Source organism: Desulfopila aestuarii DSM 18488, assembly GCF_900143695.1.
GTDB classification, from domain to species: domain Bacteria; phylum Desulfobacterota; class Desulfobulbia; order Desulfobulbales; family Desulfocapsaceae; genus Desulfopila; species Desulfopila aestuarii.
Window position 1 is genome coordinate 1 of the sequence record NZ_FRFE01000010.1, and the last position, 23,600, is coordinate 23,600.

Sequence of the window (23,600 nt, forward strand, 5' to 3'; positions counted from 1 at the left end):
CTTGACCGGCCCAAGACCTGTGAGAATTTCTCTTTCAGGCAAATAGCCATTGCGCACAACCTGCATGTGCCCTTTCTCATTTCTCAGCTCTGCGTAATACTGGAGCAGGTCCTGCAATTCAGCCTCAACCGCATCAGCAATGAGTTGTCGGGCGCCGGTACGTAACAGTTCGGTCAGCGGGTCTTCGACAAACTCTCCTGGCTTTTTCAGTGTGATAACTTTACTGTTGATCATGACGTATCCTTTTTTGTTGGAATTCTGTTTTGGCGAACTGATTCCAACAGGATACGTCATTTCTTTTTAAATTCTCCCTCAAACACCACTTTTGAGCATAACTCTTCTTTGTATCGCAAAGATGGATTTTCATACTCGAAGATGGATACATTTTCCTTCTAGTTGAATAGTTGTTGATAGTATCAAAGTCGACCTTTCAGCAATATTGACAATATGATATATATAGTATATATAAAATGAATATATGATATAATATATATAGTATATATATTATATAATGACTATGCAGAGGTAACTGATGGGTATTACGGTGTTTGGTGGAGAGAAAGGTGGGACCGGCAAGACCACATTGGCCACGAATATCGCGGCTATGCTGGCAAAAGATGGCAAAGATGTATTGCTGTTGGACACCGATCGGCAGGGGACGGCTTCGCTCTGGGCGACGGTTCGGGAAGAAGATGAGATTGAGCCGCGGGTTCCCTGTGTACAGAAATTCGGTAAAGGGCTCCCCGCACAGGTGCGTGACCTAGCAGAGCGATATGAGGAAATTATCATTGATGCCGGTGGTCGAGATTCTCTGGAATTGCGCTATGCTCTCGGAGTGGCCGACCGGGCGTATATTCCGGTTCAACCGTTTCAGTTTGATATCTGGACGGTCCGCCAGATGGACACTCTGGTGGAAATGGCAAAAGGCTTAAATGAAAAGCTGAAGGCCTATCTGGTATTGAACAGAGTCTCGACAAATCCGGTAGTGCGAGAAGACCGGGAAGCCCGTGATTTCATCGAGCAGGAAAATTTCCAGAGCCTCATGCTGCTGGAAGCAACGATTCGTGATCGCATAGCGTTTCGTAAATCGGCTCGTGATGGTTTGGCTGTGGTGGAATTTCGCACAGACCGTAAGGCAATTGCTGAAATAGAAGAACTGTATGAGGAAATCTATGGCAACGAAAAAAACAACTAGTCCGTTACGTTCCACACCAGGTCTCAAGGACAGGGATGCAGCTTTGGATGCCTTTGCCGCCGGTGCATTGCCTCCGGAGAATTTAGAGCCTGTACAGCAGGTCTACGCCTGGGAAGAGCCCTATGTGCGTGAGGATGTCATGAAACAGGTACTGCTGAAAATGCCTGAGCCCCTCTACCTGAAATTAAAACACATAACGAGTTATACGCCATACAATATGACCTCGTTCATTTTGGAGAAAATCGCTCCGGAAATCGACAAGGAGATTGATCGGTTGACTGGAAGCAGGTGAGCTAGTGTAGGGCTTTGCCTGTGCTACTCATGGCAAGATTGCCGTCGCGTACGCCGCGCAGGGCAATGAGTCGATCGGCAAGTTCCTGTACCTCTTTGGCTTTTCCCTTGACGACGATCACTTCCAGGCAATTATGGTGATCCATGTGCACGTGGGTAGTTGAAACTATATGGTGGTGGTAGTCGTGTTGCACCTCGGTGACTTTTTCCTGCAGCTTGTGCTGATGATGATCGTACACCAGACTGATAACGCCCATCACATATTTGTCAGCCTCCCATTCTGTTTTGACAAAGGCCTTCCTGATCAGGTCCCTGATCGCTTCGGAGCGGTTGTTATAGCTGTGGGCAAGGATATGTCTGTCAAAAATATCGAGTAGGGACTCTTCCAGAGAGATGGAAAATCGTTTCAGCATGGCTGGCAACGCTCCTGTGGGAGAAGATGAATTTGATGGGTTGTTGTTATAGGTATTTTCTCTGACTATGCAGCGTACTATAGCATATCCTCACAACTGTGCCTACGCTGATTACTTGTAGTCATCACTCCTTAGCACTAACAGGTTTTCCCTGCAGTCTTTGGTGGTTAAGCAACAGCATACCGACAAAGAGAAGTAATGTGTACCAGGGGAACCAGCCAATGGACAGCATAAAGCTCTGCTCTTCAATGATCGAGCTGCTCCAGTTGGGGTGAGCACCGGCAGTGACACCTCTCATCTGTTGCATGAGCAGAGCGAACAGTATTCCAATGAGACCATACCCAAGATTAAACGCCATGCCCTTGAAACTGAGAACAGTGGCCCGCTGTGATGAGGTGGTAATCTGGTTCAGATAGTGGCTGGTGAAAAAGCTCACCATGGTGAGTCCAACATAGACAAAAGCAATGGCTACCAGACCTATATAGGGATAAAAGCCACGCATAATAAAAATTGCCGCCAGGGTAATTGCCAGAAGTAGGAACATGTTCTGGCGTGGGCTGTAACGGTCCACCATCTGTTCACAGAGTTTTGGAATATAGAGGCCAAAGAGAGACATTGCGGCTCCGAGGACCCCAAAACTCGCTTCGGGGAGTTCTATCAACCGGTAATACTGGCTGGTCAGGGTGATCAGCATCCGCAGAATATGGTCATAAAACATGCCAAATAGAATGACTGCAAGGGCAAACGGTGTCTGCATGATCCAGTTGCCGGCCTGAAGGGTTACGGCCATGGCGGCTTTCATGTTGCGGATAAACCCCTGCCCTTTTATACGCTGTTGTTGCTGATCGTCGGACTCCTGAAAAAGAAAGGCGGTAAAGGTGGCTAAAAGTGCAAGTATCAGGGTCAGGTAAACCGGATAGCGCATGGTCTGTTGTTGATTAACCGTAATTCCACTGCCTATCAGATTAAGGAGCCGATTCATCATATTCGGGTCGTAGATCAGGGCACCGAGGATTCCGGTGATGATGCTGCCTATGGATTTCAAACGCATCTGCAGGCTAAGCACTTTGGGCCAGCAGCAGGCGAGTCCCTCTTCGCTCAAAGAATCGAAGGCGATTGCTTCATCAGCGCCACTGGCCATAGCCTCGGCCAGGCCGCTCATGACCCGGTTGATGAGAAAGGCCCAGAAAACCAGGGTAATGTTAACTACCGGCACAAAGGCAATGATGCCCATCTCGACCACCATCAAGAGCGCTGTGGCCACCAGCAGTTGTTTGCGGCCGAGTACGTCGGCCAGAGCCCCGGAAGGTACCTCGGCGCAAAAAATGGTGATGGCCCAGACGGTGTTTAAAAGCGCGAATTGTTCAATGGTCAGGCCGTAATCAAGAAAAAGAATGGTGAAGATTGGATAATAGAACCTGCAGTTGAACAGAATACGAAACGCAATAAAGAGTCGGATATTAGGGATGGCAAAGGGTGAGGTCGCTGGCATTATGGCGTGTATTTGCTGAGGTTCATGGTCGTTATCGGATGAGGTGCAAAAACGGTTATGCTCATGCAGGAGTTTGACCACATATTGTTCGGAAGTCCAGGAAGAAAAGGTGTTTGGTGTAAAACGCGTGTAATGCGGAACTACCGTGCGTGGTTGTTCAACCGCTGTTCCAGTTGGCCGACCATCAGTGAAAGTACCAGGCAGACGAGGAGGTACATAGCGGTAATGGTCAACCAGATTTCGATCGTTGCCTGGGTAGAGGCCATAACCTGCATGCCCTGGAAGGTCAGTTCCTGGATAGAGATGATGGAGACGATCGAGGAATATTTGATGGTGTTGATAAACTCGTTGGCCAGTGGCCGCAGCATGATGCGTATCGACTGCGGTAAGATGATGTGACGCATCTGCTGGAAACGGTTCAGGCCGAGGGCGCTGGAGGCCTCCCATTGACCGATATCAATGGCCTGGATGCCGGCCCGGACAATTTCGGTGATATAGGCACCCTGAAAAAGACCGATGGTAAGAACGCCGGAGAGAAAAGGAGTGATGAGTTCGGGGCTGGCTGAGATATAAGCCAGCTGCTTCTGTAACGCTGGCGACGCATTACGGTAGAAATCTTCTATTCCGAAATGGGGCAGCAACTGGTCGCTCACAAAATAGTAGAAGATAAAAACCAGTACTAGAGGCGGGGTGTTCCGGATCAGCTCGACATAAGAAAGACCGACCAGCCGGGGCAGCAGGCGTCCGGCAACCCGCATAAGCCCCATGACTACACCGGCAAAGGTAGCGAGCACCATGCCCCAGATGCTGAGCTTGAGGGTAGTGAGAAACCCTTCGAGCAGGACGTTGGCGTGCCAGTGGCCCCCTTCGTCAAAACGGATCATGTAGGTGGGGATTATCCCCCAGTTCCACTTGTAATTGAGGGCAAAAAAGAGCCGGTAGCCGATATAGCCTAGAAGTCCAACCACCAGAGCTATGGCCAGCACGTCAAGAGAAGAAAAACGTCGTGTCTCGGAGTTCATGAGAAAGAGTGGTCCCCCTGAACAAACTCCGGGCGCGGCCATGGCTCAAGACATGAAGGATACGGCGGGAAAAGTCCAGATAGGACGCTCCCGCCGTGAATGCTAATGCGAAAAATCATCAGGTCGATCTACTCCACCTGATCCTTCCAGTTCTTGGTGCCGAACCAGTAGTTGTGGCGCTCCTGCAGCCAGCCTTCCATTTGCACGGTGGTGATCCAACTATTGAAATAAGCCAGGGTGTCGGGATCGCCTTTACGCATGGCAAAACCGATCGGTTCTTTGGTGAAGGTGCCTTCGATTGGCAAAAAGAGACTGTCGGGGTAATCGACTGCCTCATATGCCGGTCGTGGGGCAGAACCGACCACGGCATGAACCTTGCCGTTACGCAGTTCCTGGTAAGCCTGGGTCTCGTTTTCAAACATCCTGAGCTGGGCATTGGGCAGGTATTTCTTGGCGGCGGCTGCAGCGGTGGTGCCGAGCTTTACCGCAATTTGCACATCCGCTTTATTGAAAGCTTCCAGCGAATCAAACCCCGCAGCTACCTGCTTGTGGGCAACTATCCCCATGCCGGAGTAATCATAGGGCTGGGAAAAGTTCACTTTCAGACCACGCTTAGCGGTGATGCCCATGCCGCCGATGATGACGTCGAATTTGCCGGTCAAAAGTGCCGGGATGATGCCGGACCAGGCTGTGGGCACGAACTCGACTTTCACTCCCATATCCTCGGCCAGCCGGGTGGCGACATCGATTTCAAAACCGATCAATTTACCGTTTTTATCTTTCATGGCCCACGGCTGGAAAATATCCATACCTACCCGCAGTACCCCTCGTTTTACTACCTGCTCAATTGTGCTCTCGTTGATGAGTTGTTGCTGCATTGTAGCGGCACCGGCGATAGTGGCCAGTACCAGCATTGCAAGGGCAATGGGTAAAATGAGTAAGGTGTTTTTCTTCATGACTATTCATCCTGTGTAATGGTTGTTCGGATGCATTCGGCATGCATGGTATCCCGGGCTTATCAGGGCAATTTCATGCGGTGCTCTAAAAAACTGACGCATATCGACAGCAATATGGTGACCATGAGGTACATGCCGGCCACCGTGAACCAGATCTCAAAGGTGAGATAGGTCTCGGCGATCAGTGCCTGGGCCTGCATGGTCAGGTCGTAAATGGCTATGGTGCTCACCAGGGCGGAATCCTTGACCAGTGAGACGGCCTGGCTGGTGAGGGGGGGCAACATGGTACGTACCGCCTGGGGTAAAATTATGAAGCGGTAGGTGTAGTAGTTACTGAGCCCAAGGCTTTTTGCAGCCTCATGCTGCTCTGTTGCTACGGAAAGTATGCCTGAACGAAAAATCTCGGAAGCATATGCCCCTTCGAATAGACTGAGAGCAAGGATTGCCGAGGCCATCCGTTCCAGGCCGAGAACGGGGCCGAGGACGAAATAGATGAAAAAAATCTGGATAAGCAGCGGGGTGTTGCGGCTCAGTTCGAGATAGATTCGTGCAAGTGCGGCTGCCACGGGCGAGCCGGAGAGCCGGAAAATTGCAGTAATAAGACCGATGACAAGCGAGAGAACAAGACTGATGGCGGAAATTTTCAGAGTGATGAGAAGTCCCTTGAGCAAAGGGCCGGCGGTGAAACCATGCTCGTTCCAGCTGTAGAGCATTTTCGGGATCTGGTACCACTGCCAGTTATAGCCGATGTTATCAATGCTTATGGTGGCAAGCCAGTACAATCCCCACACCAGTATCAGGAACTGCATCACGTCAATGAGCGGTGAACGCAGAACTGACTGCATTCGGGAAAGTCCCGGAATATGCAATAGTCGCAGAATAGGCATGTGAAACGAATAAGATATCAATAGTAATGGGTTTTCTTCTCAGTGCTCATCAACCTACCTGAAAATGCATGAAAATGCCAGGTTCTATTTACCTCTCTCAGCAGTGGTTGGTGGTTGCAGCCCGAGAGCAAAAGATGCGAGCTATATGCTTGTGTCGATTTGATTTCGTCTCCGCCAGACTATACAATATAAACAGAGGATGGAAGTTGTTCACGGACCATTGCGCTTAATCAAACGGTTTTCAGGCTGACTCAAGGGTTTACGAGAAATTATACGAAACCAGGACTTCGGAGCAAACATGAGAATTGTAATCGTTGGTGGCGGGGCAATAGGCAGGTTGTTTGGTTCTTTACTGGCCAAAGCGAAAAATGAAGTAACTCTCCTTGATATCGACGCGGAAGTGGTCGACGCCATGAAGGACAAGGGTATCGGGGTGGTGGCCAGCAGCATGGGTGATCCCGATATGGTGACACCGGTACCGGTGACGGCAATCACAGATGCCTCCCTGGTGTCCGGATGCGATCTGGTAATGTTGATGGTGAAGTCATTCGCCACCCGGGTGGCAACCGAGTCAGTGGCGCATCTCATCAACAGTGACTGCCCTTTGCTCGGGGTGCAGACAGGACTCGGCAATATCGAAATAATGGAGCAGCTTGTTCCCCGGCAGCATATCCTTGCCGGCTTCACTTTCATGTCCGGAACCGCGCTCGGTACCTCTAAGGTCCGTTATGGCCGGGAAGGCAAAACCTATATAGGGGAGCTGGATGGGCAGATTACCGAACGGGTCCAGAAAATCGCCAACGTCTTCGAGGCGGGCGGCATCACCACCCAGGTGGCAAAACGGATCGTCGGCCGTCTTTGGTGCAAGGTGATTGTCTATTCGGCCATCAACCCTCTGTCATCGATCTTGAAAGTGCCAAATGGTTGTCTGACCGGCAAGATGGAATCCATCACCCTGATGAAGCGGCTACTGGACGAGGGCAAGGCCGTGGCGGATGCCTGTGGTATCGACCTGGTCTATAAAGATCTCTATGAGCTCCTCTTTGATGCCTGCCAGCGCAGCTCAAATAACCTGTCATCGATGCTGCAGGATATTTTGAACGACCGGATGACCGAGATCGATGCTCAGAACGGGGCGATTTGCCGCTATGCGGCTGAACGTGGAATCTCTGTACCAACCCATCAGGCCATGGTTGAACTGGTGAAGCTTTTGGAAAAATGGCGGCCTGGCATGGAGCAGTTTTAATGGGAATGATTCAGCTCTTTAAAAACCGTAACAGCGGCGGAGAGGGCGACGATGAAAAACTGGCAGAAGATATTGCTTGCGGTGGATGGCAGCCCGACCTCGGAGCGGGCGGTGCGCTATGTTTGCAACATCGCGCCGCTTATGCGAGAGGCGGAAGTCTGCATCTTAAACGTCTATCCCGAGCCACCACCCGATTACTATACCCAGGGCGGCCGGCTGGACAACTACAAAGCCATGCGTGAAGCGCGGGCCAAGGAAATGTTGGACGAGGCTGTCACACAGCTTCTGGCTGCGGGGGTTCCTGAATCGCGTATCAGTCGTCGGGTGGAAATGGCTGAAGGGAGGACCATCAGTGAAGTCGTTCTCGAGGCTCGGGCCGAGGGGGATTTCGGCACCGTGGTGGCGGGAAAACGGGGCGTTTCCAAGGCCGAGGAGTTTCTCTTTGGTTCAATCTCGAACGCGCTGGCTCGCCACTCCAAAAACTTCACTTCTTGGATTGTCGGGTGAGGACCATGATGGATTGGAGCCTTTTCCCCGAACATATCCTGCCACGGTTGCAGGGCCATGTAGCGGTACGCTCCATGCGTCGAAAACCGCGGCTCTGGAAGGATACGAGTGATTTCGTCAATATCGACTATGGTGATGTGATCCATGTCGACAATCGTTACCTGCTGGTTGTGGGATATACCCGCGAGGGGCGGTTTGGCGTCGATGAGCAGCCGAAACAGTGGGTGCCGAAGGTGTATGATCTGGAGAGTGAAGAACGAAATATTGTAAAACTCGTTTTTCACGAGACCTACACCATCCGCCTGGGTGGCCTTGAGGTCACTTGTTATCGCAGCCCGGAAAAAGAGGCGCGGGTCATTGAACTCACCCGTGGCAATCCCTCCTTTATGCAAGGCTACGCGACACTGGACGATGCCGGAAATCTGGTACGGATACTGAAAATTGTCAATGGTCAGCGGTTGGATAAAGAGGTGTTCAAGATGGGAGCGAGTCATCTTGAATACTTTGAGCACTATCTGTCGGATGTGCTGCGCCGTTTTCTCGTTTCTGTGGAGTCCATTGCCATGCTCCATTCCCATGGCTTAAAACATGGGGATATCCGGAGGGACCATATCTTTGTCGATCGCGAGGACGGCCATTTTATTTGGATCGATTTCGATTACGATTTCTACCTGCCGGAACGTCCCTACGCCATGGACCTGTTCGGACTTGGCAATGTGTTATTGTTTCTCATTGGTCAGCAGAACTTTCGGCCTGGTGATCTCATGAAAAATCCGGCTTTCGGTGAGAAGGTCTTCGACCGCATTACCGATGGTGATCTTGCCCTTGTTGCCAAGGACCGGATCTTCAACCTCCAGAAGATCTATCCCTACATCCCCGATGCCTTAAACGACATCCTGCTCTACTTCTCTGCAGGTACCGAGGTGATGTACGATACGGTGGATGAGTTTTGCGCTGATTTGCACCGGGCGGTGGCACGAATCTGGTGATGAGGATGATCTGGTGCTAGTATGAGGAGTACACATGGTGAAAATCGCGCTTCTACCTGATGATACAACGATCCGTGCCTGTTATCTGAACGGCAGATTGCCTGAACGGTATATGGAGGATTTCTCCCTGACAGGGATTGTTGTCGATCGCTTTGAAGAGGCATGTGTGCTGCTGGCTGACAGAGGGTACCAACTTCGAGAAGAAGAGGGTGGTTTGGAAATTTCTCTTGGCACCTGCCAGCAGTTGCCTGCGTTGATGTCGATTCTGACGGCGCATCAGATCCATTGCGAAATTTCGGATATTGCCGATACCATCTATCAAGCCTGATGATTGGATGGCTGCCCGGAGGGTGGCCTACTCTCACTCAATATCTCAATATTCCTGACTTTTTATGTAATTTCACCTCCTGGTAGCCTGCCGATGAGAGACCCCCGCGCTCTCTAATTTGGGATCCAACATGCCGATTTGCATGGCAGCAATTCTTTGGGGTGCAGATTAAGCGGGTAGTCTGTTGTGATTCGTGGCATGATGCGACCAGTGTTGGAGAAGGTACACCAGGTTATTTGCGGAGGATGGCATGAGAAGAAGGACGGTTCATCAGTGGCGGGATTGGCTACTGGAGAATATCGGTGATGACAGCTATGAATTGATCAAAAAAACTGATCTCTCTGTCTTTCGCACGATTACGGCAAAAAATGATATGGATGCGGAAAACGAGTGTCAGCGTATTATCAAGAGTGTGAGGGAGGGGAAGGCGTAGCATATTACTCACCCGAGACTATGAAGAGAATCATCTCGCAGCTCTGTGACGTTTGAAATGTGATTGCAACTTTGAACCACTATCACGGCCTGTGCTATGTTATCGACCGGCAGGGAGATCTATTTCCCAGCCGGTTTTTTATTGTCCCTTTCTCAATTATCCTACAATACAGAGTGCTTGTTCCTTGGCCAGTTGAACGAGCTTGTTGGTTACCCGGCCCATCGAAAAATCGCTAACCTCGGTGACACCTCTTCTACCCACAACGATAGTGCCGCAACCTTCTTTTTGGGCTTCGTCGATGATGGAAGCCGCTCGGCTGCGGACACCGGTTGCGATCCGAGTGGCAATGCGATCGGGGGCGATGTCGAGTTCGTTTAAGAGGGCCTCGGCCTGGAGGATCACCGGTTGCATGTCCCTTTCAGCATCACGGATCAGCTGCTCTTGGTAGGAACGTGGAAAGATGTCTGCCATCTCCGGTGGCGAGATCGCGGCAATACCGCGAATGGCGTGAAAAAGCGTGATGGAGTTTGTCTTTCTGTTCAGAACGGTGGCTCCATGGCGAACAACCTTCAGGGCACTGGCCGAATGGTCCATGGCGATCAGTACCCGGTCGGATATTGGTTTGGCGCCGACCAACCAGATTGCGGGAGCCGGGCCGCTGCCAATAACCTTGCTGGCTACACTGCCCAGTACCTGATCCTGCATCGAGGCTGATTTGCCGCGGCCAATAACCAGGATATCGTACTGTCTTCTCGCTTCAGCAATAATGTCGCGGGCAACACCTTCCAGTTGAGGGCTGATCTTGGTGGTTACCTGGGCCGGTGGGAAGCCATGCTCCGTCAAAATCTGGAAGGCGCTGTTGATAGTACCCACTGCATGATCCAGTTGTCTCTTCTCCCATTTGCGGGCGGCCTCGATCTTTGGTCCCCAGAGGGAATCTTTACCGCTATCCCAGAATGTTTCGGGAATTTTGCTGAGTACTGTGTAGAGCACAACTTCCGTACCGGCAGGTTGCGCCGAGGCGCCGACGTAGCGCACAACATTGAGGGACTCGTTTGAGCCGTCAACGGCGATGAGAATTCTTGTGGGTGTTTCGCTCATAATGATCTCCATTGTCTTGAGTTGTTTTAGTCAAAAGGGATTCCTCCGGAAGCAGATTGTGGTGCCCTGCAACCTGGGATGTTACCGTTTCGTTACGTATCTTTAAGCAACTCTTGGACCAGGAATGTCGATAAAGGTAAAGACAAGCAAATTCAGGACATTACGAACTGGCATTTAAGGGGGTAGGCCGGGAAGGATGAGAATGGTGCCCGGCATCTGTAAAGAGGGTGTTACAGCTTAAGTCAGTTTTTTTGACACTGGTTGCGGGGGAATCAATTGTTTTCGGTAATTCCCAGGATGGTGTTCCATACACCATTCTGGTGCCACTGTTTGAGCAGCAGTACTGGCTGAGTGCGCAGATAGTCCCTGATTTGTTCAGCTTCGCTGTTCAAGAGGCCGGAGAGGACAAACCACTTCTGGCGAAGGAAACCTTCGCTTCTGACGATGTCCTTCATAACCGCATAATGGATATTCGCCACCAGGAGATCGCTGGGGCAAGAAAGCAACTCCTCAGCTCTACCGTTCACCACCAGGATGTTCTCTTCAAGGCCGTTGAGCCGGACGTTGGTTTGTGCCGTGGTAGCGGCCAGATGGTTGAAATCGACAGCCAGACATCTGGGACATCCGAGCTTTGCCGCAGCCAGAGCCAGTACGCCTGTGCCGGTGCCGAGATCGTACATGGTTTGGACCTTATTGCCCCGGCAGGCGATTTCGATTGCTTCAAGGCAGTCGTGAGTGGTGGGATGGGTACCGTTGCCGAACACCACGCCAGAGTTGAGGGTGAGGGCAATTTCGCCTTCTTGAGGAACTACCGTCTCCCATGGTGGCTGGAGGATAAACCGACCGATGTGAAGCGGCTCAATCGATCCTCCTTGCCAGTCGGCATAGGTCATCTGGTAGGTATCGAGTAATTGCAGTTGCGGCCACCGGGCGATCAGGGTTTCGACTTCGACTGGTGTCTCTTCAAGAAAAAAGAGAAAAGAAAAATCATCTTCTTCCCAGTTACCGAGAAAAGCATCATGGCTGATCCGGTAGTCTTTCGGGATTTTGCCTGCCAGATAGTAGATGTATAAAAGGGAGTCGGGCCGGAGTGCGTCGGTTGCTCGTGTCATGATCAGAAGATGTTTTTCTCCGTGAGGATATTGTACTTTTTGGTCCGTTGATGCTAGGCTAATACGTAGTGTTTATATCGCACCTGCTCATTTTGTTAAAGTGTGATGACGCTTGGAACTGCCAAAGTAGTCAATAACATCAATTCTATTTGAAGAGCAATAGTGCCAAACTCTTGTTTTGTGCGTTCTACTCCTGTTTTGCTATATGCTGCCAGAAGAGCTTTTTGCAAAGGTTCAGAATTTTCAGCGGCCCGAAGAGATGAGACTGGTGTTACCAGCCGGTAGCACGCAGGGGGAACGGCATGTTACCTTGCGGTAACGCCATCGATTATTGTATCTCGTAACATTATGTAAATACGTTTGAAAATAATAGGTATGGTCATTGCAACGAAAAGATATCACGTGTTTTGGTTGCTCAGTGCGGAGGTCGATGGATCTTTGCGTCAGACCCGCCAGAGCCAGTAGCGATAGCGGCCGTTTTTTGGGATGGGAAAATGGCTGAAGACGTTATCTCGAAAGTAGGAAAAAATTTTCAAAGGAGATGTTATGAGAAAAACAAGTGTACTGCTTGCCGGTTCGCTGGTTGCGGTTGGTGCCGTTCTTGCCTTCAGTGGCCCGGGAATAGCTGAGATGGCAAAAGGCGGAGTTTTGGAGAAAGGAGTAGAGGGGCGTAGCGATAAATGGGCCGAAAAATATCCGAACCAGTATAATTCCTGGAAGCAGACCTCTGAAAATGACTCGATAACCGACATGATCGCCAAGAAACCGCAACTGGCAATTCTCTGGGCCGGTTATGGTTTTGCCAAGGATTACAATGCGCCACGCGGACATTTTTACGCTTTACAGTCCAATGTCAATTCTCTGCGCACCGGTGCACCGGTAGGTCCCGATACCGGCCCCATGCCAACCGCTTGCTGGACCTGTAAATCACCAGACGTTCCGCGCATCATGGAACGTGACGGCGAACTCGAATACTTCACCGGAAAATGGGCCAAGTACGGCAATGAGATTGTTAACTCTATCGGTTGTGCCGACTGTCACAGCAGCCAGACCGGCGAGTTGCAGATCTCCCGTCCATATCTGACCAAAGGTCTTGAGGCCATTGGTGTCGACACCAAAAAGGTCGACAGTGAAGATATGAGAACCCTTGCCTGTGCTCAGTGCCATGTAGAATACTACTTCAAGAAGACTGAATGGACCGACAAAGATGGCAACAAGAAGACCGCCGGCGTTGTCACCCTTCCCTGGGATAACGGTCTGTCAGCAGAGGCGATGGAGAAATATTACGATGATATCAACTTCAGCGACTGGACCCATGGTATCAGCAAAACCCCGATGTTGAAGGCCCAGCATCCCGGTTATGAGATCTATTCCACCGGCATTCACGCCAAAAGTGGCGTAAGCTGTGCTGACTGTCATATGCCAAGCAAGAAAGAGGGTGATGAAACCTTCAGTGATCATCATATAGCCAGCCCTCTGGCCACCGACGATATCGTTTGTGTCGGTTGCCATGACCAGGACGCCGAAGTCATTAAGGCGGTAGTTGAAGAGAAGTTGGAACGAAAAGAGCAGCTGATGGAAATTGCCATGGATAATCTCGCCAAGGCCCACCTCGAGGCTGGCAAGGCCTGGGAAGTTGGAGCCACCGAGGACGAGATGAAAGACATCCTGACCGATATCCGTCATGCCCAGTGGAAATGGGATTACTCTATCGCCAGCCATGGTTCATTCTTCCATGCTCCGGAGGAGACACTTCGTCTTCTTGCCGTTGCCAACGAGACTGCTCAGCAGGCCCGTCTGAAGCTTATTCCGGTTCTGGCAAAGCATGGCGCGGCCGGTTTTGCTGCACCTGATTTCTCCACCAAAGAGAAAGCCCAGGCGTTGGCCGGTGTAAATCTGGCCAAGCTTGTGGCCGAGAAAGAGCAGTTTAAGGCAACACTGGCAAAAGAGTGGGAAAAGCAGGCAATAGAAAAAGGTGTTTTAAGCCCAGATACCAGAAAGGGTATGTCAGATAATAGTTCGTACAGCAAATAATACTGCACTGCTGTAACAAGACTCCCCCAAAAAAAACACCCCACACTGATTTCAGTGTGGGGTGTTTTTTTTTGACCTGTTACAAAGGCTCCTATTGTATCAGCATTTCCGGTTTGCAGCCGATAATGAACGCACCCCAGTGCTTGCCGTCGATAAAGATCGGCAGGGAAAGATCGTTCAAGACTTCGCCTGTATCCCGCATATAGGTCTGGAGCAGCATTGGTTTGGTGTGAGAGCACCGCCTCTTTTCTGCAGAGTTACTGAGAAAGATGCGTTGATGCCGGCTATAGAGCAGATCGCGCTGTGGATCACCGGTCATAGGCTTGGAAAAAGGACCGTGGTGGATCGGCAGATAGCCGTTTCGGTCAATAACGAGTGTGTAGATTGCCCCGTCCAGTTCTTGTAATGCCCGATCACATAACGGCAGCATTTTTTCCCTGAAGGCGGCAGTAAAGGCCGTTTCGTACTTTTGCGGGTTGGTGTTGGGAACTTTACGGTAATTGTTGTCAAAGACATTCACACCATTTTTCTTCATTGCCTGGACCTCGGCCTGGAACAGCTCATGGGTCTTTTGGGCCCAGGAAATAATGCGATCAAACGTTCCTTCACCGGTTGAGAATCGAGAGACCATTTCCAGCATCTCTTCTGTGACACCGGTGAGTGTCGCTACGGAAGATTCTGAAACCTGCATATTTTCAGCAACCTGTTGGCTCAAGGTGTTGACGATGTTGATTTTATCAGCCACTTCGTGATTGTTGGTGGAGAGCTCCTCAATTGCTGCGGCGATCTTCATAAGCTGTTCATTGGCTTCTTCGAAGTCGCCCATCATTGAACTGAAATTTTCTGAGGCCTCACAGACCGTGGCGGTGGTTTCACTCGCATACTGACTGATCTCGGCAGTTTCCTGTCGGGTTCGCTCGACAATGGAGATCATTGAATTGATATTGGCGGTAATATCCTGGGTGGCCGGTTTGATCCGCCTGGCCAGATTCCGTACCTCCTCGGCTACCACTGCAAACCCTTTTCCATGTTCTGCGGCGCGGGCCGCCTCAATAGTGGCGTTGAGTGAAAGCAGATTGGTCATTTCCGCAATGTCGTTAATGATCGATACCGCCTGCAGAATATTGGATGAGCTGGTGGCCAGTTCATCCACCGTGCTGCGAAAGGATTCGACAGAGGTGTTGATCTGCTGGGTCTTGCCGGCGGCAGCCATCAGTTCTTTGTAGGAGCCCTGGGCGAGATTCAGGTTCTGTGATGTTTTTTCTGCCACATACTGGGTCGACGTGGAAACCTCGGCAATAGCGTTGCTTGCTTCGGCACTGGCGGCAGAAACAATACCGGATATTTCCCGCTGCTCGGCTGTCTTGCTGGTGGTGCTGTGTACCGAGTTGGCCACCTTGGCAGCGTCTACGGCGATATCAATACCGGTTTTACGGATCTGTTCGATCAATTGGCGGATGGAACAAAGAAATTCTTCATGCTTGAGGTGAATATTGCGGGTGGCGTCACTGTTATCTGCGGTGTTGCGGAAGGAAAGATCCAGCATACCGTCCTGCATTGTGGAAAAAAGTGAACCAATTTCGTCCACCGTGACCTGCATGCTCTCCTTGAGTGCCTTGCCAAAACTCAGACCAAGGGGAATGGAGAGTATACACAGCACCCCGGCCAGGATGAACAGTGGAACCTGTACTGACGGCAAAAAAATCGCCATGGCCATAAGTGCAAGGCTGGTGAAGTTGGCGACAAGTAGCAGCGCAATCGCGCCTTGGACCTTACCTGAAAAAGTTGGGAAAAATCTTGAAACGGACCTGAAGGAAAACGACGACGCAGCCATACACCTCACCTCTTCTAAATCTGTTTGCCTCATACAATCTCATAACATGCTGAATATACTTGGCTGTTGCAGGTAACACTGCAGGCGCACCCCTGATATATTCAGGGATGTGCAACAGATACAACCGAACTGAGGGTGGGGGCACAGATTGGGTGTTCTGATTGCTGCAGAAGCCCGGAGTTACTTACGGGCCAGTTCTTCGCGGGCCATTTCAGTGATGGTCCGAAAATCTATTTTGCCGCTGCCCATCTTCGGCAGATTCTCCATAACCATAAAGGTTTTCGGCAAGGCGATGGCCGGCAGGTACTCCGCCATCTGCTTGATGATGTTTTTCTGGTCCACTGGAACCGTGGTGACTGCGACGAGCCGCGCACCTTTCATGGCATCGGGGATTTCGACCACAGAGCAATGAGCATCTTCCGGGAGAAGCTTCTCTAAAGTGTCCTCAATTTTTACCATCGAGACCATCTCACCGCCAATTTTGACAAACCGTTTTAAACGGCCAACGTGCCAGAGGTAACCGTCCGCATCGAGATTACCCATGTCGCCGGTATCGTACCAGCCATGGCGAATGTGAAGTGAAGTCTGCTCAAAGTCGTTGAAGTAACCTTTCATAACGCTGGCGCCCTTGATGAGGATACGGCCATCCTCGCCGGGGCCGCACTCTTCACCGGTTTCGTAGTTTTCGATCCGGACCTGAACGCCATCAATGGGCTTGCCGACACTGCCAGGGCGATTGTTTTCGGGACTATTGGCTGATATGACCGGTGAACACTCGGTGGCACCATACCCTTCCAAAAGGGTAATGCCGTGTTTTTCCTTGAAGGCTTCGCGCAGAGAGTCCGGGCACTTATCGGCACCAACCAGGGCGATGCGGAGCGATTCAAAATCACCGGTATCTGATTTGCGGAGATAGCCCCAGAAAAAGCTTGGCGTTCCAACCATCAGGCTCGGTTTATTATTCCGGGCGATTTCACATACCTTTTTATATTCGAGCGGGTTGGCGTAGGTCAGGATGGTGTTGCCGTGATGAATCGGGATCCACAGGTTGACGGTCATGCCGAAGACATGGAAGTAGGGCAGAGTGGCAAGAAAAATTTCGTCCTTGGTGAACTTGAACCGCTCGGTGCAGCTGGCGACATTGGCGCTGATATTGCTATGGGTCAACTGCACCGCTTTGGGGTCTTTCTCACTGCCGCTAGTGAACAGAATGGCGGCATTGGCATCTTCGCGACCGTTGAAGACCAGTTTCTTGATGAGCCCGGCAGGAAGTTTGGAGAGGAGGGCGGCCCGCACCTTCTGTAGTCTGCTTATCCCTGCCATGATATCTTCGATATAGACCATGCCATCCACATAGGGGCAGTCGATCTTTTCCAGTAGGGCTTTCGAGGTGATAATGGTTCGGAAATCGCATTTCCGCTGGGCGTAGCGGGCGTTCTGTTCGGCGCCGGTCGAATAGTTGATCATCACCGGGGTCCGGCCGCTCATCAGGACTGCTATCTTGCTCAGGATACAGCCGGCTGAGGTGGGGAGCATCAGGCCAATGTTACCGCGCTCCAGCTTCCGGAAAATCCTGGTGAGGATCAGGGTCGCAATCAGGGCCCGATCGTAGGTGATCTTGCTGTTGGTGGTGAAATCGTGAAGCGCCAGCTTTGTTCCGCACTCTTTGGCTACATCAATAAACTTGTGGTGTAAAAGCACAAAGACCTCCTGCAGTTCGTGAAATGCTGCCTTTTCGGAAGCATTGTTGGGCTTGGATTTTTTCCCTGACCTGAAAGATATGTCCGCAGTATGAGCATGACCTAAACTTGCTATGCTTCTGTTTGCTCATTGGCGAAATGTGAATCGTTGCTGGTCAGATGGTGGGCATCTGCCCTAACTGTAAATATCATCTAATAGCCCAGATTTCCGACATCTTCCAAGGTTTTCAAGTACCATTTTCCGACCGTTTTGGCAACGTCAAGAGATACATTGGGCAAGGCGAATATACAGTTTCAGACTGAAGAAGGCGAGCGTATGTTCGACAATATTGTCGAGGCGGGGCAGCTATTGTCGTCCGATGAGGTGAAGTCGATGGCATTGATCTTTGTGAAAGTCCAGTGAAAACAGAGTGAAGGGCTAAGCTGTATGAATGGCACGCTTCTTGGTTAATCTTTTTTAATAACCGTCAACGTTCATTTTTTTCATCATCAAGGAGATCCACCATGAATATCCGCAAAATTACCTCAATGACCATGCTTGTTTCATTTATTCTGCTGCTGGTGAATTCTGTTATTCTCTACATCGTGCCTGAGGGCAGGGTCGCCTATTGGGCCGATTGGCATATGGGCGGGCTCACCAAGACCCAGTGGGGCGATCAGCATGTCACTGTCGGTGTACTTTTTCTTGTCGCAAGCTTTTTGCATATGTTCTTTAATTGGCCGGTTATCACCGCCTATATGAAGAACAAGGCCAGGGAAATGAAAGTCTTTACCGGTTCGTTTAATGCTGCACTGGTGATTACCCTCCTGGTGGCGATTGGCACGTACTATGAGGTGCCTCCCATGAGCACTATCATTCATATCAGCGGCGAAATCAAAGACGGTGGCGCAAAGAAATATGGCGAGCCGCCTTATGGCCATGCCGAACTTTCCTCGTTGAAGCTCTTTTCCAAAAAAGAGGGGCTCGATGCCGATAAGGCTCTTGAGCTCATGAAGGAGGCCGGTCTGAAAGCAGAGAGCACCAAAGAGACACTGAAAAATATCGCCGCAAATAACAATTTGACCCCGCAGCAGGTATATGAGATTATTAAGGTCGCGCGTATTGAAGGCGAAGCTGCTTCAGCTGGGGATTCGGTTGCAACGGCTGCAGTGTCGTTTCCCGATCATCCAAAGCCAGGTTTTGGCAAACGCAGCCTGGAAGAGGTCTGTGTTGAGCTTGGCATCAATATGGATCTGATAGTGAATGGGCTGAAAGCCATGGGCATCGATTGCAGCGGCTCCCAGTCCATCAAGGATATCGGTGAGGCCAGCGGCAAGGAGCCCATGGAGATTTTCGAGGCGATCCGCTCACTGGTAGTGAAGGACTGATTTTACGCATGAGACGGGCAATTCTCTCCATACTCCTGACAGTTCTCGCCTGGCCCGCGTCCGGGTGGGCCCTTGATTTTCTCCACGGCGAAATTGAGACCGTGGACAGTGCAGCCCGGATCATGACGGTGCGCGCCGACCAGGAGACGGGAGGTGGGCAGCTGATTGAGGTCACGTTGCCGGAAGCAGTTGCAGAAGAACCGAACCCGTCCGGTGGACAACTACCAGGATGCATTGTGGTGGGGCGGCATGTCCGGGTCTGGGGCCAGGGGAACCGTAATGACGGTGTGGCCTTTAGAGCTGAAGAAGTAAGAGGCTGTGGCATGGTCGCCTGCGGCGATCCCACCGGGGTGAGATCGCGCCTTTATCGTAACAGAGCTGGAAAACCCATGGGGAAAATGTGCCAGTAATGCAGGAAAAGACGAGTTGTAAAATTCCAGCCGAACAGAGGTGGCGAGGTTGAACATGCTCCGCCAGCCTATGTGGAAAACGAACCTGGCGATCTGTGTCACCCTGGTGGCACTGGTCGCCGGGTATTTTTTTTATCAGGTCCAGGCGGCGTCGGAACAGTTTCGCAACAACTCCCGTGAGCATTCGAAAGTGCTGGCGGCGGCGGTGGAATTAAATATCCGAAACGCCATGCTCAGTAACGATGGGCTGGAGTTGATTATCACCGACTTTTTAAATAACAGCGCGCAGTTCATTGCCTACCTCAATATCATTGAACAGTTCACCGCAACCGAGCTTTCCGCCTTTGCCAGGGAAGCGGGTCTTGCGGGCATTACTATCATCTCCGATAATGGAAAAACGCGTATAGCGGGACCGGAAAACTGGGGCCCGCAACTTACCTGCGATGATCCGGCAGGCCTTGTCCGTCATGAGGCGGCCCAGCTTTACAGCCTGATATATGGCGTGGAAACGGATAATCCGGGTGATCCGAAAGAGCGCTGCGTTATCGTAGGTTTTTCTTCTCGTGATGTGGATAAAGTCCAGGAGGATATTTCGGTCCAGAGCCTGCTTGATCATCTTGGTGCTCTACCCGGTATTGACTCGGTGGAACTGGTCCCTGCCGACCTGTCGACAATTACAGATGCCACCGAACCTTCGAAGTTAGTGGAGAAGAATGGTCAACGCTATAGCGAAACCCGCATCCGGCTCGGTGATCGGGACCTAATTGTTACCCAGGTGGCCGGCCATTTTGCCAAGCGGCTGCACCAGATGCGTACAGAGTTTTTTCTCTTTGTCGCCTTTCTGGTGGCGTTTGGCGCTCTTTCCAGCTGGTGGCTCTATTACGGCGAGCGATTGCGTCTGAAAGAGACCCGCGAATATGAACAGCAGATGGCTCGTCAACATGAGGCGGCGGCCCTTGGCCGAGCGGCAGCCACCATCGCGCATGAAATCCGGAATCCCTTGAACGCCATCGGTATGGGGCTGCAGCGGCTGCAACTGGAGGCGGGAGGGCTCGACGAGGAACATCGTAAACTGCTTCTCGCCATGCGTGAGGCGGTGACCCGCTCCAACACGATTATCACCAGCCTGCAGCAATATGTCCGCGCTTTTTCCATTACACCTGATCAGGTTGATATTGCGGGGCTCATGGGGAACGTGGTGCAGCTCTACGCTCCCGTTTGTGCTGACCAGGGTGTGGAGGTTGTCCTGCAAGGAAATGGCGGCTATACTGTTGCCGGTGATCGCGGTCTGCTTGGCCAGGTATTTGAAAATGTCGTAAAAAATGCCGTGGAGGCCCAGCCCAAGGGCGGGTATTGCCATATCCACATCAAACCTCAAGGAGACCGCATCACGGTTGTTATCCAGAGCGGCGGCTTTACACTTACCAAAGAGGAGAGTGATAATATTTTCGAGCCCTATTTCACCACGAAAACGCAAGGTACTGGTCTTGGACTTGCCATCAGCAGAAAGATTGTCGAGGCCCATGGAGGCACTATCACTGCAACACCGAATACATTGGAACGCACTCTTACCCTGGTGATTGAATTACCGGTGCGGCAGTCCGGCTCCAATAGAGTAACTCCATCAACACCAACAGGAGGAATTCCTGCCTGATGCATATTCTGATTGTCGACGATGAAAAGATGCAGCGAGAGATGCTGCAGGGCTTTCTGGAAAAACAGGGCTATTCGGTGCTGACCGCTGCCGACGGCGAGGAGGCATTACAGCTATTCCGTGCCAACCCCGTACAGTTAGTACTGATCGATCATCGTATGGAAGATATGAACGGTGACGAGGTGCTGGCCAGGATGCGGCAGGAGTCGCCATTGGTCCGCGCTATTATGATTACCGCCTATGGCAGTGTGGCCACCGCCGTGAAGGTGATGCAGATCGGGGCCGATGATTTTCTGGAAAAACCGGTCGATCTCTTGGAGCTGCTGGAGAAAATACGAAAAATTGAGCAGGATGTGATCGCCAGTGAAGAGGCCGAGGAGGTGGCCGGTTCCTTGGCCCGTCAGCCTCTTCCGTTACATATCATAGGCTCGAGCCGGGAAATGCAGGATGTATTGTCCCTCCTGCATCGGGCTGCGCCTGTAGAGTGGCCGATTCTTATACGCGGTGAGACCGGCACTGGTAAGGAGATGATCGCCAAATGCATTCACCTCTTAGGTCAGAGGAAAAGAGAGCCTTTCATCGAGGTAAACTGCGCGGCGATACCGGAAAATTTGTTTGAGTCAGAACTGTTTGGTCATGAAAAGGGCGCGTTCACCGGTGCTTCGGCTCGACGGCGCGGCCGCTTTGAGCTGGCACACAAAGGCACTATCTTTCTTGATGAGATCGGTGAGCTGCCCTTGCAGATGCAGGCCAAGCTGCTGAGAGTATTGCAGGAAAAGTCGATCAGCCGAGTGGGCAGTGAAAATCAGGTCTTTGTCGATGTGCGGGTTATTGCCGCCACCAATCGTGATTTGAAACAGATGGTTGCTGACGGCTCCTTCCGGGAAGATCTCTATTTCCGCTTAAATGTCCTTGAGCTCTTTATCCCGCCGCTGCGCGAACGGCGTGGCGATATCGTTGAGCTGGCCGACTATTTCCTTGGTAAATACAGTGCAGGTGTCAGCTTCGATAGCGAAGCCCAGGCGATCTTTGTCAAATATGATTTCCCCGGCAATGTCCGGGAACTTGAACATATTATCCAGCGACTGGTCACTTTTGTGCGCGGCAAGGTGATCCGGGTAAATGATCTGCCCGTCGAAGTGCGGGAACAGACCGACAGCGGCGGCCTGTTGAGTGACAGGTTGGCGCGGGTGGAAAAAGAGATGCTGCTCTCATCGCTTGAACAGCATGACTGGGTCCAGACCAGGGCGGCTGACGCGCTTGGTATCAGCGAACGGGTGCTTCGCTATAAAATGAAAAAATATGGGCTAGAAGGGCGGTCGGGCTAATACGCCATAGACGGTATTGATAGTATATTTGCCGATCTTTAACCTTTCGACCTACTCCTTCGTCGTTGCCTCTCCCTCCTGTCCGACCCCAATCTGAAAAGTACCGGTAAAATACCGTGTACGTATTGTGGTTGCCTCTTCTCGTGCCCATTGGTCAACGCCTACACTTTTGATCCGGCAGAGATTGTACACTTTCATGTTATGCGGGAACTTGCCGGCCTGATCTGCCACGGGTGCCAGCAGTGCACAGGGAAAATCTGCGCATTCATGGCAGAATTCAATCTCTCGGTCCTCAACGCATTGACGCGTTTTACATGGACCTGACAGCATCGGGCAATTTTGCTGGCGACATCCCTGGCAATTGAGACCTGACATTTGAGGATGACGCTCGTTGAATGCTTTTCGCTCATTGGATTGCTGCATGTCCACGAAGAGTAGACAGTTGAAGCAATCGATTCCGCAGGGCGCGGTGGTAATTGTGTAGTTCATGCTTGCTCGTTATCTATTCTATTTTGTTGTGTTTCTGAAGGTTATGGCGGCCGCAAAGTAACTGGATATTGTCTACTGTATCGGAAGAGCCTCCCTTAGAAAAAGGGATAATATGATCAAAATGTAAATCCTTATCAGCTCCACACTTTGTACATTTTCCCCCATCTCTTTTCCATACTTGAAGTTTCACCTGAGTTGGAATTATACGGCGGTGCTTTGCATGTTTTTGTGTAGGAATGTCAAAGTTCTCTTCTCCCTCGACGGCGATTAATTTGAACTTGAAAACCTTTCTTCCGTTGCATTTTTCCAACCAAGAATCGACAAGATGGAAGATCCCATTATAAGACCATATGCCTTGTTTGATTTTCTCATAAACCCTGACTCTCTCAGGATCGCTGTTGCTATTTTTATAACTTTGAGCAGAAAAATGAAATTTCCCATTCTCTGTCAAATTATTTGCCGGGGTAAATTCAGGCTGGTCTAGTGATTTTGGATCTGGGTATTGTCGTGATCTCGGGACATCGTGGCCTTCATAGATGATTGTTGAACCATCGTCTTCATATCGATCTTCATAAGGAGATCCTTGGCGGACAGACATGAGAATGACAGAATGATTCTTGCCTATTTGAAAATTCATACCGCGTTGAAGACTTACACCTTCTCTTAGGCACATTTCAATGTAAGGTATTATTTCATTTGGCATCTGGTATTCAAGTCTTACTGTGATCGTGGTTTTATCGTTTTTTTTGCTGGCTTTTCTTATTCATATTAAAGACATATTTAGCCTAAATGTGACATTATCCTAACTGAT

At 50.9% G+C, this 23,600-nt stretch carries 24 protein-coding genes and 1 pseudogene; 13 read left to right on the forward strand and 12 right to left on the reverse strand.

Annotation, left to right across the window (positions count from 1 at the left end; genetic code table 11):
- A pseudogene (locus tag BUF15_RS11235) lies at window positions 1–234 on the reverse strand (IS256 family transposase); the annotation flags it as partial.
- A 298-nt stretch (window positions 235–532) separates the two neighbouring features.
- On the opposite strand from BUF15_RS11235, the gene BUF15_RS11240 reads away from it, so the two are divergent.
- On the forward strand, window positions 533–1,195 hold the full coding sequence (locus BUF15_RS11240) for a nucleotide-binding protein (RefSeq protein WP_073613584.1): 663 nt from the start codon (window positions 533–535) through the stop codon (window positions 1,193–1,195).
- Window positions 1,173–1,487, forward strand: a complete 315-nt coding sequence (locus BUF15_RS11245; protein ID WP_073613585.1) for a hypothetical protein — start codon at window positions 1,173–1,175, stop codon at window positions 1,485–1,487. Before BUF15_RS11240 ends, BUF15_RS11245 begins: the two co-directional genes overlap by 23 nt.
- Window position 1,488: 1 nt before the next feature.
- Here BUF15_RS11245 and nikR read toward each other — a convergent pair whose 3' ends face one another.
- From nikR to BUF15_RS11270, 5 genes are all read right to left on the reverse strand, one after another.
- Window positions 1,489–1,899: a nickel-responsive transcriptional regulator NikR gene (gene nikR / locus BUF15_RS11250; RefSeq protein WP_073613586.1), complete on the reverse strand. Its 411-nt coding sequence runs from the start codon at window positions 1,897–1,899 to the stop codon at window positions 1,489–1,491.
- Window positions 1,900–2,023: 124 nt separating this feature from the next.
- On the reverse strand, window positions 2,024–3,391 hold the full coding sequence (locus BUF15_RS11255) for an MFS transporter (RefSeq protein ID WP_073613587.1): 1,368 nt from the start codon (window positions 3,389–3,391) through the stop codon (window positions 2,024–2,026).
- Window positions 3,392–3,531: 140 nt separating this feature from the next.
- Window positions 3,532–4,413, reverse strand: coding sequence for an amino acid ABC transporter permease (locus BUF15_RS11260; RefSeq protein ID WP_073613588.1), 882 nt, complete (start codon window positions 4,411–4,413; stop codon window positions 3,532–3,534).
- Window positions 4,414–4,541: 128 nt separating this feature from the next.
- Window positions 4,542–5,369, reverse strand: coding sequence for a transporter substrate-binding domain-containing protein (locus BUF15_RS11265; protein WP_073613589.1), 828 nt, complete (start codon window positions 5,367–5,369; stop codon window positions 4,542–4,544).
- Window positions 5,370–5,431: 62 nt separating this feature from the next.
- Window positions 5,432–6,214: an amino acid ABC transporter permease gene (locus BUF15_RS11270; RefSeq protein ID WP_073613590.1), complete on the reverse strand. Its 783-nt coding sequence runs from the start codon at window positions 6,212–6,214 to the stop codon at window positions 5,432–5,434.
- 340 nt (window positions 6,215–6,554) lie between these two features.
- On the opposite strand from BUF15_RS11270, the gene BUF15_RS11275 reads away from it, so the two are divergent.
- The 5 genes from BUF15_RS11275 to BUF15_RS11295 all read left to right on the forward strand — a co-directional run bounded on the left by BUF15_RS11275 (window position 6,555) and on the right by BUF15_RS11295 (window position 9,759).
- Window positions 6,555–7,502, forward strand: a complete 948-nt coding sequence (locus tag BUF15_RS11275) for a ketopantoate reductase family protein (RefSeq protein WP_073613591.1) — start codon at window positions 6,555–6,557, stop codon at window positions 7,500–7,502.
- A gap of 51 nt (window positions 7,503–7,553) precedes the next feature.
- Window positions 7,554–8,009: a universal stress protein gene (locus BUF15_RS11280; RefSeq protein WP_073613592.1), complete on the forward strand. Its 456-nt coding sequence runs from the start codon at window positions 7,554–7,556 to the stop codon at window positions 8,007–8,009.
- A 5-nt stretch (window positions 8,010–8,014) separates the two neighbouring features.
- Window positions 8,015–8,998, forward strand: a complete 984-nt coding sequence (locus tag BUF15_RS11285; RefSeq protein WP_084553897.1) for a protein kinase family protein — start codon at window positions 8,015–8,017, stop codon at window positions 8,996–8,998.
- 34 nt (window positions 8,999–9,032) lie between these two features.
- A complete protein-coding gene (locus tag BUF15_RS11290; protein ID WP_073613593.1) occupies window positions 9,033–9,326 on the forward strand; it encodes a hypothetical protein in 294 nt (97 codons plus the stop codon).
- 250 nt (window positions 9,327–9,576) lie between these two features.
- Window positions 9,577–9,759, forward strand: a complete 183-nt coding sequence (locus BUF15_RS11295) for a hypothetical protein (protein ID WP_073613594.1) — start codon at window positions 9,577–9,579, stop codon at window positions 9,757–9,759.
- Window positions 9,760–9,915: 156 nt separating this feature from the next.
- Here the strand turns inward: BUF15_RS11295 and BUF15_RS11300 are convergent, their stop codons facing one another.
- Together BUF15_RS11300 and BUF15_RS11305 are read right to left on the reverse strand one after the other, a co-directional pair.
- On the reverse strand, window positions 9,916–10,860 hold the full coding sequence (locus tag BUF15_RS11300; RefSeq protein ID WP_073613595.1) for a universal stress protein: 945 nt from the start codon (window positions 10,858–10,860) through the stop codon (window positions 9,916–9,918).
- A 272-nt stretch (window positions 10,861–11,132) separates the two neighbouring features.
- The gene (locus BUF15_RS11305; RefSeq protein ID WP_073613596.1) at window positions 11,133–11,972 is read right to left on the reverse strand and encodes a 50S ribosomal protein L11 methyltransferase; all 840 of its coding nucleotides are present in this window, start codon (window positions 11,970–11,972) and stop codon (window positions 11,133–11,135) included.
- A 546-nt stretch (window positions 11,973–12,518) separates the two neighbouring features.
- Here BUF15_RS11305 and nrfA point away from each other — a divergent pair.
- Window positions 12,519–14,006, forward strand: coding sequence for an ammonia-forming cytochrome c nitrite reductase (gene nrfA, locus BUF15_RS11310; protein ID WP_073613597.1), 1,488 nt, complete (start codon window positions 12,519–12,521; stop codon window positions 14,004–14,006).
- A gap of 91 nt (window positions 14,007–14,097) precedes the next feature.
- On the opposite strand, the gene BUF15_RS11315 is transcribed toward nrfA, so the two are convergent.
- Window positions 14,098–15,840, reverse strand: a complete 1,743-nt coding sequence (locus BUF15_RS11315; protein WP_073613598.1) for a methyl-accepting chemotaxis protein — start codon at window positions 15,838–15,840, stop codon at window positions 14,098–14,100.
- Between the two features lie 180 nt (window positions 15,841–16,020).
- Window positions 16,021–17,541, reverse strand: a complete 1,521-nt coding sequence (locus tag BUF15_RS11320; protein WP_073613599.1) for an AMP-binding protein — start codon at window positions 17,539–17,541, stop codon at window positions 16,021–16,023.
- Between the two features lie 270 nt (window positions 17,542–17,811).
- On the opposite strand from BUF15_RS11320, the gene BUF15_RS28065 reads away from it, so the two are divergent.
- The 5 genes from BUF15_RS28065 to BUF15_RS11340 all read left to right on the forward strand — a co-directional run bounded on the left by BUF15_RS28065 (window position 17,812) and on the right by BUF15_RS11340 (window position 22,300).
- Window positions 17,812–17,943: a hypothetical protein gene (locus tag BUF15_RS28065; RefSeq protein ID WP_268753180.1), complete on the forward strand. Its 132-nt coding sequence runs from the start codon at window positions 17,812–17,814 to the stop codon at window positions 17,941–17,943.
- Window positions 17,944–18,044: 101 nt separating this feature from the next.
- Entirely contained in the window at window positions 18,045–18,908 is an 864-nt protein-coding gene (locus BUF15_RS11325; RefSeq protein WP_073613600.1) for a DUF4405 domain-containing protein, read from the forward strand.
- Window positions 18,909–18,916: 8 nt separating this feature from the next.
- On the forward strand, window positions 18,917–19,318 hold the full coding sequence (locus tag BUF15_RS11330) for a hypothetical protein (RefSeq protein ID WP_073613601.1): 402 nt from the start codon (window positions 18,917–18,919) through the stop codon (window positions 19,316–19,318).
- 55 nt (window positions 19,319–19,373) lie between these two features.
- The gene (locus BUF15_RS11335; protein WP_084553903.1) at window positions 19,374–20,972 is read left to right on the forward strand and encodes a sensor histidine kinase; all 1,599 of its coding nucleotides are present in this window, start codon (window positions 19,374–19,376) and stop codon (window positions 20,970–20,972) included.
- Complete coding sequence (locus BUF15_RS11340) at window positions 20,972–22,300, forward strand: sigma-54-dependent transcriptional regulator (protein WP_073613603.1); 1,329 nt, start codon at window positions 20,972–20,974, stop codon at window positions 22,298–22,300. Before BUF15_RS11335 ends, BUF15_RS11340 begins: the two co-directional genes overlap by 1 nt.
- A gap of 51 nt (window positions 22,301–22,351) precedes the next feature.
- Here BUF15_RS11340 and BUF15_RS11345 read toward each other — a convergent pair whose 3' ends face one another.
- The gene (locus tag BUF15_RS11345; protein WP_073613604.1) at window positions 22,352–22,789 is read right to left on the reverse strand and encodes a DUF3795 domain-containing protein; all 438 of its coding nucleotides are present in this window, start codon (window positions 22,787–22,789) and stop codon (window positions 22,352–22,354) included.
- 13 nt (window positions 22,790–22,802) lie between these two features.
- Window positions 22,803–23,492, reverse strand: a complete 690-nt coding sequence (locus BUF15_RS11350; protein ID WP_073613605.1) for an HNH endonuclease — start codon at window positions 23,490–23,492, stop codon at window positions 22,803–22,805.
- Between the last annotated feature and the right edge of the window lie 108 nt (window positions 23,493–23,600).